Genomic DNA, 15,484 nt, shown 5'->3' with positions numbered 1-15,484 from the left:
TCCCATCCCATGTATATGGGCCGGATCGTTACTCCCGCTCCAGGAAGCTCGAGCCGATCTCGGCCTTTCTTTTGATCGGATCGTAATCGCAATAGACGCCGTCCGCCACCAGCGTGTAGCTGGCGCTGACGTTGTATTTGTCCAGCTTGACCGAATTCAGCCCGATCACCGAGGTGCTCTTGCCCCCGTTCCATTTGAACGGCGTCGAGCTCTTGGCCTGCTCGCAGGCCAGCACGGCCTCGTTGAAGACGTAGCCCTCGACGAACGCCTTCAGCGTCCGCACCTGCACCGCCCTCTTCCATTCGAAATAACCGATGGCGCCAAGGCCGGCGACGATCAGCGCCAGAAGCGCGATGACGATCCTCTGAAAAGTCATTCGTTCCCCCCAAAAGCAACAAAACAATTTCAAGTATCTAGAACGGCATGCCCATCAATTTCGACAGGCGTTCGATCGAGAGATAGCCTGCATGATAGGCGGCGATGCCGATCCCGTAGATGACCGCCGAGATGATCGTGGTCCAGATCAGCTTGCTTCTCATCCGCGTCAGGATCGGCGCACCGGGATCGGTGCCGGGTGCGCCGGCACCGTCCTCGTGCTGGCTGCGCACACCGAACGGCAGCGTCAGGAACAGCGCGATCCACCAGATGACGAAGTAGATCGCAAGCGCAGTCGATATCTGGATGGCCATGGGGCGGCCTTACGCCTGCTCGATTTCGACCAGGGCGCCGGAAAAGTCCTTCGGGTGCAGGAACAGCACCGGCTTGCCGTGGGCGCCGATCTTCGGCACGCCGTCGCCGAGTACCCGTGCGCCCTCCTTCACCAGCGTGTCGCGCGAGGCGATGATGTCGACCACCTCGTAGCAGATGTGGTGGATGCCACCGTCGGGATTGCGTTCGACGAATTTTGCGATCGGCGAGGCCTCGCCGAGCGGCTCGATGAACTCGATCTTGGTGTTGGGCAGCGTCGCGAACACGGTGATGACGCCGTGCTCGGGCAGCGGCACGGCCTCCGAAATCTGGGCGCCGAACGCCGCACCGTAGATCCTGGCGGCCTTGATGGCGTCCTTGGTCGCGATCGCGACATGGTTGAGGCGACCCAGCATGTTTCTTCTCCCTCAGCGCATGATCCGAACAGGCGGCATGCCGCCCTCCCGGAAGACCATGCCGATATAGTTACACTGTCAGGACGTGTACCAGACAGGGGGGCTTTTTGCCCCAATGTTCGTTGATCACGGACCGGACAGCGCGTCGCACCGACTCGGCCAAGGCATCCGGATCGCGGCGACGGGCCTTCGGCAGGCCCTCGATGGTGGAGACCACGGCGTCGAACACGATGTCGTCGAAGGGCTCGCCCGCCCGGTTCTTGTCGGGGATGCCGACGAGATCGACCTCGGGATCGTCGACCAGCTCGCCCTGCGCGTTCATGGCGAAGGCGACGAAGGCACAGCCGGAAAACGCCATGCGGCGGCGCTCGACCACGGCACGGGACTTGGAGTCCTCCAGAATCGTGCCGTCCTTGTAGAGGCGGCCCGAAGGCACCTGCCCGACGACGCCGGGATCGCCGGGGCCGAGCTTGACCAGGTCGCCGTTGCGGATGACCAGCACGCGGGGCACGCCGGCGGCGCGCGCGAGCTTGGCATGCTCGTGCAGATGCAGGGCCTCGCCATGGACGGGGATCAGGAGCTGCGGCCTGACCCAGGCGATCATGTCGCGCAGCTCGTCGCGGCGCGGATGGCCGGAGACGTGGACCAGATGATCGCGATCGGTGATGACCTCGACGCCCTGAAGGATCAAATTGTTGATGATCGCGCCGACGGCCTTCTCGTTGCCGGGAATGGTGCGCGAGGAGAAGATCACACAGTCGCCGCGGTTCAGCGTGATCTCGGGGTGGTCGTCATTGGCGATGCGCGCCAGCGCGGCGCGGGCCTCGCCCTGGCTGCCGGTGCAGAGTGCCAGCACCTTGTCTTGCGGCAGATGCCCGTAGACGTCGGTCGAGCGGAAGCTCTGGACGCCGTCGAGATAGCCGGTCTCGCGCGCGACCTGCGACACGCGCTCCATGGCGCGGCCGACCACGACGACCTCGCGGTCGGCAGCCCGCGCCGCATCGGCGACGGCCTTGAGGCGCGCGACGTTGGAGGCAAAGGTCGTGACTGCGACACGGCCTTTGGCGGCCTTCACCAATTCGGTGATGGTCCTGGCGACCTCGGCTTCGGACGGCGAGCGGCCGTCGCGGACGGCGTTGGTGGAATCGCCGATCAAAGCGAGCACGCCTTCATCCCCCAGTTCGCGCAGCCGCTTTTCGTCGGTCGGGCGGCCGATGATCGGGGTCGGGTCGATCTTCCAGTCGCCGGTGTGCAGCACGATGCCGGCTGAGGTGTGGATCGCCAGCGCATGCGACTCGGGAATCGAATGCGCGACCGGAATGAACTCGACGTTGAACGGGCCGATATCGACGCGCCCGCCCGACGGCACCACCGTCACCGGGATCTTCGGCGCGTTGCGCTCGGCCGCAAGCTTGGCCTCGAACAGCGCCGCGCTGAACTGGGTCGCATAGATCGGGCATTTCAGCTTCGGCCAGAGATCGATGATGGCGCCGAAATGGTCCTCATGGGCGTGGGTCAGCACCAGGCCCATCAGGTTCTTGCGTTCCTTCTCCAGGAAGCTGATGTCGGGCATGATCAGGTCGATGCCCGGCAGGTGCTCCTCGTCGCCGAAGGAGACGCCGAGATCGATCGCGAGCCAGGACCGCTGCTGGCGGTTGCCGAGGCCGTAGATCGACAAATTCATGCCGATCTCGCCGACGCCGCCAAGCGGCGCAAATACCAGTTCGTCAGGCTTCGCCATCACGCAGCTCCCACGGAGGCGGCCGAGCCGAAGAACACCTCGCCGGCCGCCACCGGCAGGCGTTGGCCGTCAGCGGTGCGGACGATCAGGCACCCGGTGTCGTCGATGGTGTCGAAAATGCCTTCCAGCGTCATCGCTCCCGTGTTGATCGCGACCCGCTCGCCAAGGCCGGCCGCACGTTCCAGCCAGAGCTGGCGGATCTCGGCGAAGCCGCGGCCATTGTCCCAGATACCGCGAAATTCGACCCAGGCATCGGACAACGCCGAGAACAGCTCTTCCGCACTGATCTGGACACCGAGGGCGGCGAGCGACACGGCCGGCGTCGGCGTGCCCTCCGGCGCCGCCACGACGTTGGTGCCGATGCCGACAACGATGGCGAGGCGATCACCGATGGCTTCGGCCTCAAGGCCGATGCCGACGAGCTTCCTGCCGTTCGCGAGAACGTCGTTCGGCCATTTCAGGGCGTAATTGGGCCTGTCGGGACCGAGGCGCAACGCCGCCTCGAGGCTGACCTTCTCGAGCGCGGCCTCTTCCGCCAGCCCCGCCGCAAACCCAATGGTGGCGGCAACCGCAGGCGCGACGTCCAGCACCTCGAGGACGCTGGCGGCGAGATTGCCGCGCGGCGAGATCCAGGCGCGCTGGCGACGGCCCCGGCCGGCCGTTTGCTCCGTCGTCACGAACCACATCGGGCCGCGTTCGCCGGCCCGCGCACGCTCGATCGCATCGGTGTTGGTCGAGCCGGTCCGGTCGAAAGCTGCGAGCTTGTAGCCCGCCTGGAGTGCGCGAGGACCGAGCGCGAATCCCATCCTAAAACAGCGACTTTGCCGCGGCGGAGGCCACGGTCACGACCGGGCCCGCGAACAGCGCGAACAGGATGTTGAACAGGCCAAACACCGCCAGCACCGCCTTCACCTCGATGCGCACCGGATCGACCTGGCCGGCCGGCGCGTCGAAATACATCGTCTTGACGATGGAGAGGTAATAATAGGCGCCGACCACGCTGGTCAGCACGCCGATGACGGCGAGCGTGAACAGATTGGCCTTGATGGCGGCGACGAAGACGTACCACTTGCCGAAGAAGCCGGCGAGCGGCGGCACGCCCGCAAGCGAGAACAGCAGCATCGCGAACATGAAGGCGAGCAGCGGATTGGTCCGCGACAGGCCTGCGAAGTCGCTGATCTGCTCCACGGCCTGGCCGTTGCGCTTCATGGCGAGGATGATCGAGAACGAGCCCAGCGTCATCGCGACATAGATCACGATGTACATCACCACGCCCTGCGCGCCTTCCAGCGTGCCGGAGGCGAGCCCGACCAGGGCGAAGCCCATATGGCCGATCGAGGAATAGGCCATCAGGCGCTTGATGTTGGTCTGGCCGATCGCGGCGAAGGAGCCCAGCGCCATCGAGGCGATCGCGACGAACACCAGGATCTGCTGCCACTGCGAGACGATGCCCGGGAAAGCGGTCAGCGTGACGCGGGTGAAGACGGCGAGCGCGGCGACCTTCGGCGCGGACGCGAAGAAGGCGGTGACCGGCGTCGGCGCGCCCTCGTACACGTCCGGCGTCCACATGTGGAACGGCACGGCCGAAACCTTGAAGCAGAGGCCGGCGAGCAGGAAGACGAGGCCGAACACGAGTCCGACATTGGAGACGGTCGCGGACGCGGCGATACCGGTGAAGCTGACCGTGCCGGTGAAGCCGTAGATCAGCGAGGAGCCGTAGAGCAGCATGCCCGAGGACAGCGCGCCGAGCACGAAATACTTCAGGCCGGCTTCGGTCGACTTGGCGTTGTCGCGGTGCGAGGCCGCCACGACGTAGAGCGCGAGCGACATCAGCTCGAGGCCCAGATAGAGCGAGATCAGATCGCCGGCCGAGATCAGCACCATCATGCCGAGCGTCGAGAGCAGCACCAGGATGGCGTATTCGAAGATGCGGCGCGACGGGTCGGACAGGAACTCGGTCGACAGGATCAGCGTCACCGCCGAGCCGATCAGGGCCAGGATCTTCATGAAGCGGGCGAAATCGTCGACGATGAAGCTGCCGCCGAAGGTCACCTGCTTGCCCGGGGGCACCATGTATTCGAGCACGCCGACCACGACCAGGAGCAGGACCGCGAGCGTCGTGACCGCCTTGGTGGTCTCCTGCCCGCGATAGGCGCCCAGCATCAGCAGTGCCATGGCGCCGATCGCGAGCACGAGCTCGGGCAGCACCGGCGCCAGTTGATAACCTGCAGTCTCAAAGCTCATGGCGATATCCTGACCTGCCTGCTCACGGGAGCAGCGCGGCGGCCTTCACGGCCGTCACAGCGGTGTTGTAATTGTTGACGAGTTGCTGGACCGAGGCCGCCGACAAGTCGAGCACCGGCTTCGGCCAGACGCCGAACAGGATCGTCAGCGCGAGCAGCGGGAACAGCGTCACGCACTCACGGAAGGTGAGATCCTTCATGCTCATCAGCGACGGCTTCACCAGCGCCCCGAACACGACCTTGCGGTAGAGCCAAAGCGCGTAGCACGCCGAGAAGATCACGCCGAAGGTGGCGAAGAACGCGGTCGGGATAGAGACCTTGAAGGTGCCGAGCAACGTCATGAATTCGCCGACGAAGCCGGAGGTGCCGGGCAGACCGACGTTGGCCATGGTGAAGACCATGAAGGCCAGCGCGTAGAGCGGCATCCGGTTGACGAGGCCGCCATAGGCCGCGATCTCGCGGGTGTGCATGCGGTCGTAGACGACGCCGACGCAGAGGAACAGCGCGCCGGAGACGATGCCGTGCGAGATCATCTGGAACACACCGCCGGCGACGCCCTGCATGGTGCCGGCGAAGATGCCCATGGTGACGAAGCCCATATGCGCGACCGAGGAGTATGCGATCAGCTTCTTCATATCCTCCTGCATCAGCGCCACCAGCGAGGTGTAGATGATGGCGATCGCCGAAAGGGTGAACATCAGCGGCGCGAAGTCGTGCGAGGCCAGCGGGAACATCGGCAGCGAGAAGCGCAGGAAGCCGTAGCCGCCCATCTTCAGCATGATCGCGGCCAGGACCACCGAGCCGGCCGTCGGCGCCTCGACGTGCGCGTCGGGGAGCCAGGTGTGCACCGGCCACATCGGCATCTTCACCGCGAAGGAGGCGAAGAAGGCCAGCCACGCCCAGGTCTGCAAGCTGCGCGGCACGGCGGTGTGCATCAGGGTCGGGATGTCAGTGGTGCCGCCGTTCCAGTACAGCGCCATGATGGCGAGCAGCATCAGCACCGAGCCGAGGAACGTGTAGAGGAAGAACTTGAACGAGGCGTAGACCCGGCGCGGACCGCCCCAGATGCCGATGATCAGGAACATCGGGATCAGGCCGCCCTCGAAGAACAGGTAGAACAGCACGAGATCGAGCGCCGAGAAGGTGCCGATCATCAGCGTTTCCAGGATCAGGAACGCCATCATGTATTCGCGCACCCGGCTCGTGACCGACTTCCAGCTCGCGATGATGCAGAACGGCATGATCGCGGTGGTGAGGATCACCAGCGGCAACGAGATGCCGTCCACGCCCATGTGATAGGTGATGCCGGTGGCAAGCCAGTTCGCCTTCTCGACGAACTGGAAGTCCGGGTTGGACGGATCGAAGCGCAGCACCAGGAGCACCGACACCGCGAAGGTGATCAGCGTGGTCCAGAGCGCGATCCAGCACGAATTGCGCCTGCTAGCCTCGTCATCGCCGCGGCTGAGATAGACGATCAGCGCACCGACCAACGGCAGGAACGTCGTGACCGAAAGAATGGGCCAGGTCGTCATTTACTGGCCTCCAAAGCCGAACATGAACCAGGTGATCAGGCCGGCGGCACCGATCAGCATGGCAAAGGCGTAGTGATAGAGATAGCCGGTCTGGATCTTGACGACGTTGCGGGTGACGTCCAGCACGCGGGCGGAGACGCCATCGGGGCCGAGACCGTCGATGATGAAGCCGTCGCCCTTCTTCCAGAGCTGGTAGCCGATCCACTTCGCCGGACGGACGAAGATGAGGTCGTACAGCTCGTCGAAGTACCACTTGTTGAGCAGGAACTTGTACAGCATCGGCTGCGTGTTCGCGAGCTCGACCGGCAGATAAGGCCGGCGGATGTAGAACAGGTACGACACCAGGAAGCCCAGCACCATCATCACCGTCGGCAGGAAGGCGATGTGCTCGGGGATGTGGTGCATGTCCTCGATGATGTGCGGATTCATCTTCAGGGACTCACGGAAGAATTCCTCCACACCGTGATGTCCGGCGAAGACCTCCTTGAACGGGAAGCCGGCGAGAATCGAGCCGACCGCAAGCACGCCGATCGGGATCAGCATCCAGATCGGAGCCTCATGCGCGGCTTCATAGTGGTGCTCGTCATGCGGCTCGCCGTGGAAGGTCTTGAAGATCAGGCGCCAGGAGTAGAACGAGGTCAGGCCGGCGGCGATGATCGTCATCAGGAAGCCGTAGATCGCAAACGGATTGTGCGAAGCGTAGGCGGCTTCGATGATCGCGTCCTTGGAGAAGTAGCCGGCGGTCAGCGGGAACCCGGTCAGCGCCAGGGTGCCGACCACCATCACCGCATAGGTGTAGGGGATCTTCTTCCAGAGGCCGCCCATGTTGCGGATGTCCTGCTCGTGGTGCATCGCGTAGATCACCGAGCCGGAGCCCAAGAACAGCAGAGCCTTGAAGAAGGCGTGCGTGAACAGATGGAACATGCCGACCGAATAGGCCCCCGCTCCCATCGCCACGAACATGTAGCCGAGCTGCGAACAGGTCGAGTAGGCAACGATGCGCTTGATGTCGTTCTGGACGAGGCCGATGGTCGCCGCGAAGAACGCAGTGGTGGCGCCGAAGAACATCACGACGGCCTGCGCGTTCGGAGCGAGCTCGAACAGCGGCGACAGGCGCGCCACCATGAAGACGCCGGCGGTGACCATGGTCGCGGCGTGGATCAGCGCCGACACCGGCGTCGGGCCTTCCATCGCGTCCGGCAGCCAGGTGTGCAGCAGGAACTGCGCCGACTTGCCCATCGCGCCCATGAACAGGAACAGGCAGGTAAGTGTCAGCGCGTCGGCATGCCAGCCGAACAGATTGATGGTCTTGCCGGTGAGGCTCGGCGCCTGATGGAAGATGGTCTCGAAGTCCGTCGAGCTCGTCAGGTAGAAGATGGCGAAGATGCCGAGCGCAAAACCAAAGTCGCCGACGCGGTTGACCACGAAGGCCTTGATCGCCGCGGCGTTCGCCGAGGGCTTCTGGTACCAGAAGCCGATCAGCAGGTAGCTCGCCAGACCCACGCCTTCCCAGCCGAAGAACAGCTGCACGAGGTTGTCCGCGGTCACCAGCATCAGCATGGCGAAGGTGAACAGGCTGAGATAACCGAAGAAGCGCGGCCGGTTCGGGTCCTCGTCCATGTAGCCGATGGAATAGAGATGCACGAGCGAGGACACGGTGGTCACCACCACCAGCATCACGGCGGTGAGCGTGTCGACCCGCAGCGTCCACCAGACCTGGAGGTCGCCCGAGAAGATCCAGGGCAAAAGCTGGATCCTGACATCGTGGTGCATGAAGCCGACATCGACGAGCGTCATCCAGGACAGCGCGGCCGAGACGAACAGCAGCGCGGTGGTGATCAGCTCGGCGCCGCGCGAGCCCGCCGCCGGCGGCTCGGAGACGTGATGGTCGTCATGGCCGTGATCGTCGTGCCCGTGATCGTCGTGCCCGTGATCGTCATGAGCGGCTGCCGCATGGGTGTCGCCATGACCGTGGTCGTCGTGATGCTCGACCGTGTCGCCTGAGGGGTTGCGGGCATGCGCGCCGAACAGCGCGATCAGGCCAGCCAGAACGGCGCCCAGCAGAGGCAGAAAAACGATTGCCTGGACCATGACTGAGCTCAGCCCTTCATCAGATTGACGTCCTCAACCGCGATCGAGCCGCGGTTGCGGAAATAGACCACCAGGATGGCGAGACCGATCGCGGCTTCGGCAGCGGCAACGGTCAGGACCAGCAGCGCAAAGACCTGGCCGACGATGTCGCCGAGGAAGGTCGAGAACGCGACGAGGTTGATGTTGACCGCGAGCAGGATCAGCTCGATCGACATCAGGATGACGATGATGTTCTTGCGGTTCAGGAAGATGCCGAGGATCCCGAGCGTGAACAGGATCGCGCCGACCGCCAGGTAATGTCCGAGCCCGATCGTCATTTCACCCACTCCGCCGCGTCGCTGTCCTGGAGCCCCTGCCCCGGCGCCACCTTGCGCATCGCCATCGCCATTTCCGGCGTGCGCGCGTTCTGAACGTTGATGTCCTGCCGCTTCACGCTCGCCTTGTGCCGCAGCGTCAGCACGATGGCGCCGATCATGGCGACCAGCAGCACCATGCCCGAGAGCTGGAAGTAGTGGATGTACTTCGTATACAGCACGAGGCCGAGCGCTTCGGTGTTGCTGACATTGGTTGGGATCGCCGCCGTGATCGTCTTGGCGACGCCGGGGTTGATGACCCAGAAGCCGACGGTGAGCAGCAGCTCGAACAGGAAGATGCCGCCGATCACGAGGCCGACCGGCAGGTACTCGATGAAGCCCTCGCGCAGCTCGAGGAAGTCGACGTCGAGCATCATGATCACGAACAGGAACAGCACCGCGACGGCGCCGACATAGACGACGATCAGGATCATCGCGAGGAATTCGGCGCCCATCAGCACGAACAGGCCGGAGGCGTTGACGAAGGCCAGGATCAGGTACAGCACGGAGTGAACTGGATTGCGCGAGACAATCACCATCACCGCCGAGGCAACGCAGACGCCGGCAAAGAGATAGAAGAACAGCGCGGGAAGGATCATGCTCTCATCTCACCGGTACGGCGCGTCGAGCTCGATCGCTTTTGCGATCTCGCGTTCCCAGCGGTCGCCATTGGCGAGCAGCTTGGCCTTGTCATAGAACAGTTCCTCGCGGGTCTCGGTCGCGAACTCGAAGTTCGGACCTTCGACGATGGCATCGACCGGACAGGCCTCCTGGCAGAGGCCGCAATAGATGCACTTCACCATGTCGATGTCGTAGCGCACGGTGCGGCGGGTGCCGTCGTTGCGGCGCGGGCCGGCCTCGATGGTGATGGCCTGCGCCGGGCACACGGCTTCGCACAGCTTGCAGGCGATGCAGCGTTCCTCGCCGTTCGGATAGCGGCGCAGCGCGTGCTCGCCGCGGAAGCGCGGCGAGATCGGGCCCTTCTCGAACGGATAGTTCAGCGTCGGCTTCGGCTGGAAGAAATAGCGCATGGCGAGGAAGAACGCCGAGACGAATTCCGACAACAGAAGCGAGCGCGCAGTGGCGTTGATGTTGATACCCATGACGGCCCTCACTTCGGCGCGATGTCGGCGAAATGCAGCACGCCGGCTACCACGATCACCATCGCCAGCGACAGCGGCAGGAACACCTTCCAGCCGAGGCGCATCAGTTGATCGTAGCGGTAGCGCGGCACGATCGCCTTTGCCATCGCGAACAGGAAGAACATGAAGAAGACTTTGAGCGAGAACCAGATGATCCCCGGCACCCAGTTGAAGGGCGGCAAATCCACCGGCGGCAGCCAGCCTCCTAGGAACAGGATCGTGGCCATCGCGCACATCGTGACGATCGCGACATACTCGCCGAGCATGAACAGCAGGTATGGCGTCGAGCCGTATTCGACCATGAAGCCGGCGACGAGCTCGGATTCGGCTTCGACGAGGTCGAACGGCGGACGGTTGGTTTCTGCCAGCGCCGAGACGTAGAAGATCACGAACATCGGGAACAGCGGCCAGACATACCAGTTCAGGATGGTCAGCTGCGGCAGTCCGATCAGGCTGGCGAGACCGCGCGCATGCTGGGCCTCGACCACGGCCGACAGGTTCAGCGTGCCGGCGCAGAGCAGCACCGTGATGATGACGAAGCCGATCGAGACTTCATAGGACACCATCTGCGCCGCCGAGCGCAGCGCCGCCAGGAACGGGTATTTCGAGTTCGACGACCAGCCGGCCATGATGATGCCGTAGATCGACAGCGACGAGATCGCGAAGATGAAGAGGATGCCGACATTGATGTCGGAGATCACCCAGCCGAGATTGGTCGGGATCACCGCCCAGGCCGCGAGTGCGAGCACGCACGAGACCAGCGGCGCCAGCAGGAACACGCCCTTGTTGGCGCCGGCCGGGATGATCGGCTCCTTCAGCACGAACTTGAGCAGGTCGGCGAAGGATTGCAGCAGGCCCCATGGGCCGACCACGTTCGGGCCGCGACGGATCTGCACCGCCGCCCAGATCTTTCGGTCGGCGAGCAGGATGTAGGCGATCGCGATCAGCAGGACGACGAGCACGAGAACGCTCTCCGCGATCATGATGATCAGCGGCCAGAGGAACCCGGTCCAGAATGCGCTTGCGAAGAATTCCATTCTAGCTCACTCCGCTGCGGTCAGCATCTGCCCGGAGGCAAGCCGCGAACATTCCGCCATCACGGCGGACGCACGCGCGATTGGGTTGGTCAAATAGAAGTCCTCGATCACCGGCTTGAACGGCGCCTTCTCCGGCGAGCCGCCCTTCCCCGCCAGCTTCTTGATCTGGTCGGCGGAGCCGGCCTCGATCTGGTCGAGACGGATCAGATGTGGCACGGCCTTGAAGATCGCCTGGCGCAGCGCGGCAAGCGAGTCGTAGCCGAGCTTCTTGCCGAGCGCCTCCGACAGCGCGCGGACGACCGCCCAGTCCTCGCGGGCTTCGCCCGGCGGGAATGCGGCACGTCCCGTCATCTGCACGCGGCCTTCGGTGTTGACGTAGATCGCAGACTTCTCGGTGTAGGCGGCAGCCGGCAGGATCACGTCGGCGCGATGCGCGCCGCGATCACCATGGGTGCCGATATAGACGACGAACGTGCCGTCCGGCGCCTTGATCTCGTCGGCGCCGAGCAGGAACAAGAGGTCCAGCGTGCCGAACGTCGTCATTTGCGCTGCGTTCAGGCCGCCCGCGGTGGCGGAGAAGCCGATATCGAGCGCACCGACGCGCGAGGCGGTCTCGTGCAGCACGCCAAAGCCGTTCCAGCCGTCCTTGAGCGCGCCGACATCGAGCGCGAGCTTGGCGGCGGCGGCCAGAATGGCGGCACCGTCGTGACGCGAGGCCGCGCCCGCGCCAACCAGGATGATGGGGTTCTTGGCGTTCTTGAGCACGTCCATGAAGGAGTGCTTGCCGGCCGCGAGCTCGCCGAGCGTGTCGGTGCCCGCACCAAGATGGTCATAATCGTAGGTCAGGTCGACCTTGGCGCCGATCACGCCGACCTTGAAGCCGCCGGCGCGCCAACGCTTGCGGATGCGGGCGTTGAACACGGCCGCTTCCTTGCGCGGATTGGCGCCGACGATGAGCAGCGCGTCGGCCTGCTCGACGCCAACGAGCGTCGGATTGAAGATGTAGGAGCCGCGGCCGAGCGCGGGATCGAAGGCATCGCCGCCCTGCACCGCCAGATTGCCCGAGCCGTATTTGGACAGCAGGTCCTTCAGCGCGAACATCTCCTCGACACCGGCGAGGTCACCGGCGATCGCGCCGATGCGCTTGCCGTCGGTGCGCGCCGCTTTCGCAGCGATCGCGGCAAAGGCCTCGGACCAGCTCGCCGCGCGCAGCTTGCCGGCTTCGCGGATATAGGGCCGGTCGAGCCGCTGGGTGCGCAGGCCGTCAATGATGTGGCGGGTCTTGTCCGAGATCCACTCCTCGTTCACGGCCTCGTTGATGCGCGGCAGCACCCGCATCACCTCGCGGCCGCGGGTGTCGACGCGGATCGCAGATCCCACGCCGTCCATCACGTCGATCGACTGGGTCTTGCCGAGCTCCCACGGGCGCGCGGCAAACGCGTAAGGCTTTGAGGTCAGCGCACCGACCGGGCAGATGTCGACGAGGTTGCCCTGCAGTTCCGAGGTCAGCGCGTGCTCGAGATAAGTCGTGATCTCCATGTCCTCGCCGCGGCCGGTGGCGCCCATTTCAGGGGCGCCTGCGACTTCCGCCGAGAAGCGGACGCAGCGCGTGCACTGGATGCAGCGGTTCATCGAGGTCTTGACCAGCGCGCCGAGATACTTGTCCTCGACCGCACGCTTGTTCTCGGCGAAGCGGCTGGTGTCGACACCATAGCCCATCGCCTGGTCCTGCAAGTCGCACTCGCCGCCCTGGTCGCAGATCGGGCAGTCCAAGGGATGGTTGATGAGAAGGAATTCCATCACGCCTTCGCGTGCCTTCTTCACCATCGGCGAACGCGTCGAGATTTCCGGCGGCTCGCCCTTGGGGCCCGGACGGCAGTCGCGCACGCCCCAGGCACAGCTTGCGACCGGCTTCGGGCCGCCCTTCACCTCGACGAGGCACATCCGGCAATTGCCGGCGATCGACAGCCGCTCGTGATAGCAGAAGCGCGGAATCTCGGCGCCGGCCGCCTCGCACGCCTGGAGCAGCGTGTACTCGGCGGGGACATCGATCTCTTTGCCGTCGATGATGAGCTTGGTCATGTCTCTTACTCCGCCGCGACCATGTTCACGGGATCGCGGACGCCGATATCGTCGATGTCGGCCTTATGCGAATACTGGTCGATGCGCGCTTCGATCTCGTGACGGAAATGCGCGATCAGGCCCTGGATCGGCCAGGCCGCCGCGTCGCCGAGCGCGCAGATGGTGTGGCCTTCGACCTGTTTTGTCACTTCGAGCAGCATGTCGATCTCGCGCTTGTGGGCGCGGCCGTCGGCCATGCGGGTCAGGACGCGCCACATCCAGCCGGTGCCTTCGCGGCAGGGCGTGCACTGGCCGCAGCTCTCATGCTTGTAGAAATAGGAGATGCGGGCGATGGAGCGGATCAGATCGGTCGACTTGTCCATCACGATCACGGCCGCGGTACCGAGACCCGAGCGCAGCTTGCTCAAGCTGTCGAAATCCATCGGCGTGTCGATGATCTGCTCGGCCGGCACCATGCGCACCGACGAGCCGCCGGGGATCACGGCCTTCAGATTGTCCCAGCCGCCGCGGATGCCGCCGCAATGCTTCTCGATCAGCTCACGGAACGGAATGCCCATGGCTTCTTCGACGTTGCAGGGCCGCTCGACATGGCCGGAGATGCAGAACAGCTTGGTGCCGACATTGTTCGGACGGCCGATGCCGGCGAACCAGGCCGCGCCACGCCGGAGAATGTCCGGCGCGACCGCGATGGACTCGACGTTGTTGACGGTGGTCGGGCAGCCGTACAGGCCGACGTTCGCCGGGAACGGCGGCTTCAGCCGCGGCTGGCCCTTCTTGCCCTCGAGGCTTTCGAGCAGCGCTGTTTCCTCGCCGCAGATATAGGCGCCGGCGCCGTGCGCGACGTAGATGTCGAACGGCCAGCCATTGACGTTGTCCTTGCCGACCAGCTTGGCCTCATAGGCCTGGTCGATCGCGGCCTGGAGATGCTCGCGCTCGCGGATGAACTCGCCACGGACGTAGATGTAGCAGGCATGCGCATTCATGGCGCAACTCGCGATCAGGCAGCCCTCGATCAGCAGATGCGGATCGTGCCGCATGATCTCGCGATCCTTGCAGGTGCCGGGCTCGGATTCGTCGGCGTTGACGACGAGATAGCTCGGCCGGCCGTCGGTCGATTCCTTCGGCATGAACGACCATTTCAGGCCGGTCGGGAAGCCGGCGCCGCCACGGCCGCGCAGACCCGACGCCTTCATCTCGTTGATGATCCAGTCGCGGCCCTTGTCGATGATATTTTTCGTACCATCCCAGGCGCCGCGACGCCGCGCGCCCTCGAGCCCCCAATCGTGGAGGCCGTAGAGGTTCTTGAAGATGCGGTCCTTGTCCTCGAGCATATCAGTGCTTTCCGATCAACGAATGGACTGCTTGTAGGCAAGTCCGGCGGCGCAGACGGCGAAGATCAGCGCCCAGAGCAGACTGGTCTCCTGCGTCGCGTTCATGATGAAACGCTGCAGCAGGAACATGAAGGCGGCCGCGACCGCGGCGTGCATGGCGACGAAGCCCCATTTCTTCACGGCCTCGTTCCCTCCAATGGCGAGGAGATCACCCATCAGGTGCTCTCCTTCAGCGTGGTCGGTCCGCCCATCGGCGCCGAGAACTGGCGGCCGTTCTGCGGGCCGGGCTTCGGCGGATTGCCCGAAGCGAAGCCGTCGAGCACCTTGCCAAAGCTCTCCTTGGTCAGGTCCTCATAGGTGTCCTTGCCGATCAGCACCATCGGCGCGTTCACGCAGGCACCGAGGCACTCCACCTCTTCCCAGCTGAAATTGCCGTCCTTGGACAGATGGAAGGGCTCGTGATGGATGCGGTTCTCGCAGACGTGGATCAAATCCTCGGCGCCACGCAGACGGCACGGCGTGGTGCCGCAGACCTGGACGTGGGCTTTCTTGCCGACGGGAGCGAGCTGGAACATCGTGTAGAAGGTCGCGACTTCGAGCACGCGGATATAGGGCATGTCGAGCAGGTCGGCGACGGCGCGGATCGCGGCTTCCGACACCCAGCCTTCGTGCTGTTCCTGGACGCGCCAGAGGATCGCGATCACGGCGGAGGCCTGACGGCCGGCCGGATATTTCGCGATCTGCTGCTTGGCGAATGCGAGGTTCTCGTCCGTGAACGCAAAGCTCGCGGGCTGGACTTCCTTCGGTGCTAATCGGCGGACGGACATCT

The 15,484-nt window shown here is 64.5% G+C and carries 16 protein-coding genes; all 16 read right to left on the bottom strand.

Annotated features, from left to right (window positions below; translation table 11 throughout):
• Nucleotides 1-28: 28 nt before the first annotated feature.
• The 16 genes from WHZ77_RS15395 to nuoE all read right to left on the bottom strand — a co-directional run bounded on the left by WHZ77_RS15395 (nucleotide 29) and on the right by nuoE (nucleotide 15,482).
• Nucleotides 29-376: a hypothetical protein gene (locus WHZ77_RS15395; protein ID WP_375314384.1), complete on the bottom strand. Its 348-nt coding sequence runs from the start codon at nucleotides 374-376 to the stop codon at nucleotides 29-31.
• A gap of 37 nt (nucleotides 377-413) precedes the next feature.
• The gene (locus tag WHZ77_RS15390) at nucleotides 414-689 is read right to left on the bottom strand and encodes a DUF1467 family protein (protein ID WP_375314383.1); all 276 of its coding nucleotides are present in this window, start codon (nucleotides 687-689) and stop codon (nucleotides 414-416) included.
• A gap of 9 nt (nucleotides 690-698) precedes the next feature.
• On the bottom strand, nucleotides 699-1,103 hold the full coding sequence (mce, locus tag WHZ77_RS15385; protein WP_375314382.1) for a methylmalonyl-CoA epimerase: 405 nt from the start codon (nucleotides 1,101-1,103) through the stop codon (nucleotides 699-701).
• Between the two features lie 70 nt (nucleotides 1,104-1,173).
• Nucleotides 1,174-2,844, bottom strand: a complete 1,671-nt coding sequence (locus WHZ77_RS15380; RefSeq protein WP_375314381.1) for a ribonuclease J — start codon at nucleotides 2,842-2,844, stop codon at nucleotides 1,174-1,176.
• Nucleotides 2,844-3,650 carry a biotin--[acetyl-CoA-carboxylase] ligase gene (locus tag WHZ77_RS15375; RefSeq protein ID WP_375314380.1) on the bottom strand — a complete coding sequence of 269 codons (807 nt, stop codon included), beginning with the start codon at nucleotides 3,648-3,650 and terminating at the stop codon, nucleotides 2,844-2,846. The genes WHZ77_RS15380 and WHZ77_RS15375 overlap by 1 nt, the downstream gene beginning before the upstream one ends.
• A 1-nt stretch (nucleotide 3,651) precedes the next feature.
• Complete coding sequence (gene nuoN / locus WHZ77_RS15370) at nucleotides 3,652-5,088, bottom strand: NADH-quinone oxidoreductase subunit NuoN (protein ID WP_375314379.1); 1,437 nt, start codon at nucleotides 5,086-5,088, stop codon at nucleotides 3,652-3,654.
• A gap of 22 nt (nucleotides 5,089-5,110) precedes the next feature.
• Nucleotides 5,111-6,619 carry an NADH-quinone oxidoreductase subunit M gene (locus WHZ77_RS15365; protein WP_375314378.1) on the bottom strand — a complete coding sequence of 503 codons (1,509 nt, stop codon included), beginning with the start codon at nucleotides 6,617-6,619 and terminating at the stop codon, nucleotides 5,111-5,113.
• Nucleotides 6,620-8,710, bottom strand: a complete 2,091-nt coding sequence (gene nuoL / locus WHZ77_RS15360) for an NADH-quinone oxidoreductase subunit L (protein WP_375314377.1) — start codon at nucleotides 8,708-8,710, stop codon at nucleotides 6,620-6,622.
• Between the two features lie 8 nt (nucleotides 8,711-8,718).
• On the bottom strand, nucleotides 8,719-9,027 hold the full coding sequence (nuoK, locus tag WHZ77_RS15355; protein ID WP_015685769.1) for an NADH-quinone oxidoreductase subunit NuoK: 309 nt from the start codon (nucleotides 9,025-9,027) through the stop codon (nucleotides 8,719-8,721).
• Nucleotides 9,024-9,662, bottom strand: coding sequence for an NADH-quinone oxidoreductase subunit J (locus WHZ77_RS15350; protein ID WP_015685768.1), 639 nt, complete (start codon nucleotides 9,660-9,662; stop codon nucleotides 9,024-9,026). Before WHZ77_RS15350 ends, nuoK begins: the two co-directional genes overlap by 4 nt.
• 9 nt (nucleotides 9,663-9,671) lie before the next feature.
• On the bottom strand, nucleotides 9,672-10,160 hold the full coding sequence (nuoI, locus tag WHZ77_RS15345) for an NADH-quinone oxidoreductase subunit NuoI (RefSeq protein ID WP_026232873.1): 489 nt from the start codon (nucleotides 10,158-10,160) through the stop codon (nucleotides 9,672-9,674).
• Nucleotides 10,161-10,174: 14 nt separating this feature from the next.
• Nucleotides 10,175-11,242 carry an NADH-quinone oxidoreductase subunit NuoH gene (gene nuoH, locus WHZ77_RS15340; protein WP_211376693.1) on the bottom strand — a complete coding sequence of 356 codons (1,068 nt, stop codon included), beginning with the start codon at nucleotides 11,240-11,242 and terminating at the stop codon, nucleotides 10,175-10,177.
• A gap of 6 nt (nucleotides 11,243-11,248) precedes the next feature.
• Nucleotides 11,249-13,324, bottom strand: a complete 2,076-nt coding sequence (nuoG, locus tag WHZ77_RS15335; RefSeq protein WP_375314376.1) for an NADH-quinone oxidoreductase subunit NuoG — start codon at nucleotides 13,322-13,324, stop codon at nucleotides 11,249-11,251.
• A 5-nt stretch (nucleotides 13,325-13,329) separates the two neighbouring features.
• Complete coding sequence (gene nuoF, locus WHZ77_RS15330; protein ID WP_015685765.1) at nucleotides 13,330-14,655, bottom strand: NADH-quinone oxidoreductase subunit NuoF; 1,326 nt, start codon at nucleotides 14,653-14,655, stop codon at nucleotides 13,330-13,332.
• A 15-nt stretch (nucleotides 14,656-14,670) separates the two neighbouring features.
• Nucleotides 14,671-14,871 (bottom strand): hypothetical protein, encoded by a 201-nt coding sequence (locus WHZ77_RS15325; RefSeq protein ID WP_375314375.1) that lies wholly within the window; start codon nucleotides 14,869-14,871, stop codon nucleotides 14,671-14,673.
• Complete coding sequence (gene nuoE, locus WHZ77_RS15320; protein ID WP_375314374.1) at nucleotides 14,871-15,482, bottom strand: NADH-quinone oxidoreductase subunit NuoE; 612 nt, start codon at nucleotides 15,480-15,482, stop codon at nucleotides 14,871-14,873. Before nuoE ends, WHZ77_RS15325 begins: the two co-directional genes overlap by 1 nt.
• Between the last annotated feature and the right edge of the window lie 2 nt (nucleotides 15,483-15,484).

It is taken from the genome of Bradyrhizobium sp. A5 (genome assembly GCF_042076515.1).
Classification (GTDB): Bacteria; Pseudomonadota; Alphaproteobacteria; order Rhizobiales; family Xanthobacteraceae; genus Bradyrhizobium; species Bradyrhizobium cosmicum.
The sequence above is the reverse complement of the archived record's forward strand: the minus strand, read 5'-3'. Positions and strand labels throughout refer to the sequence as shown.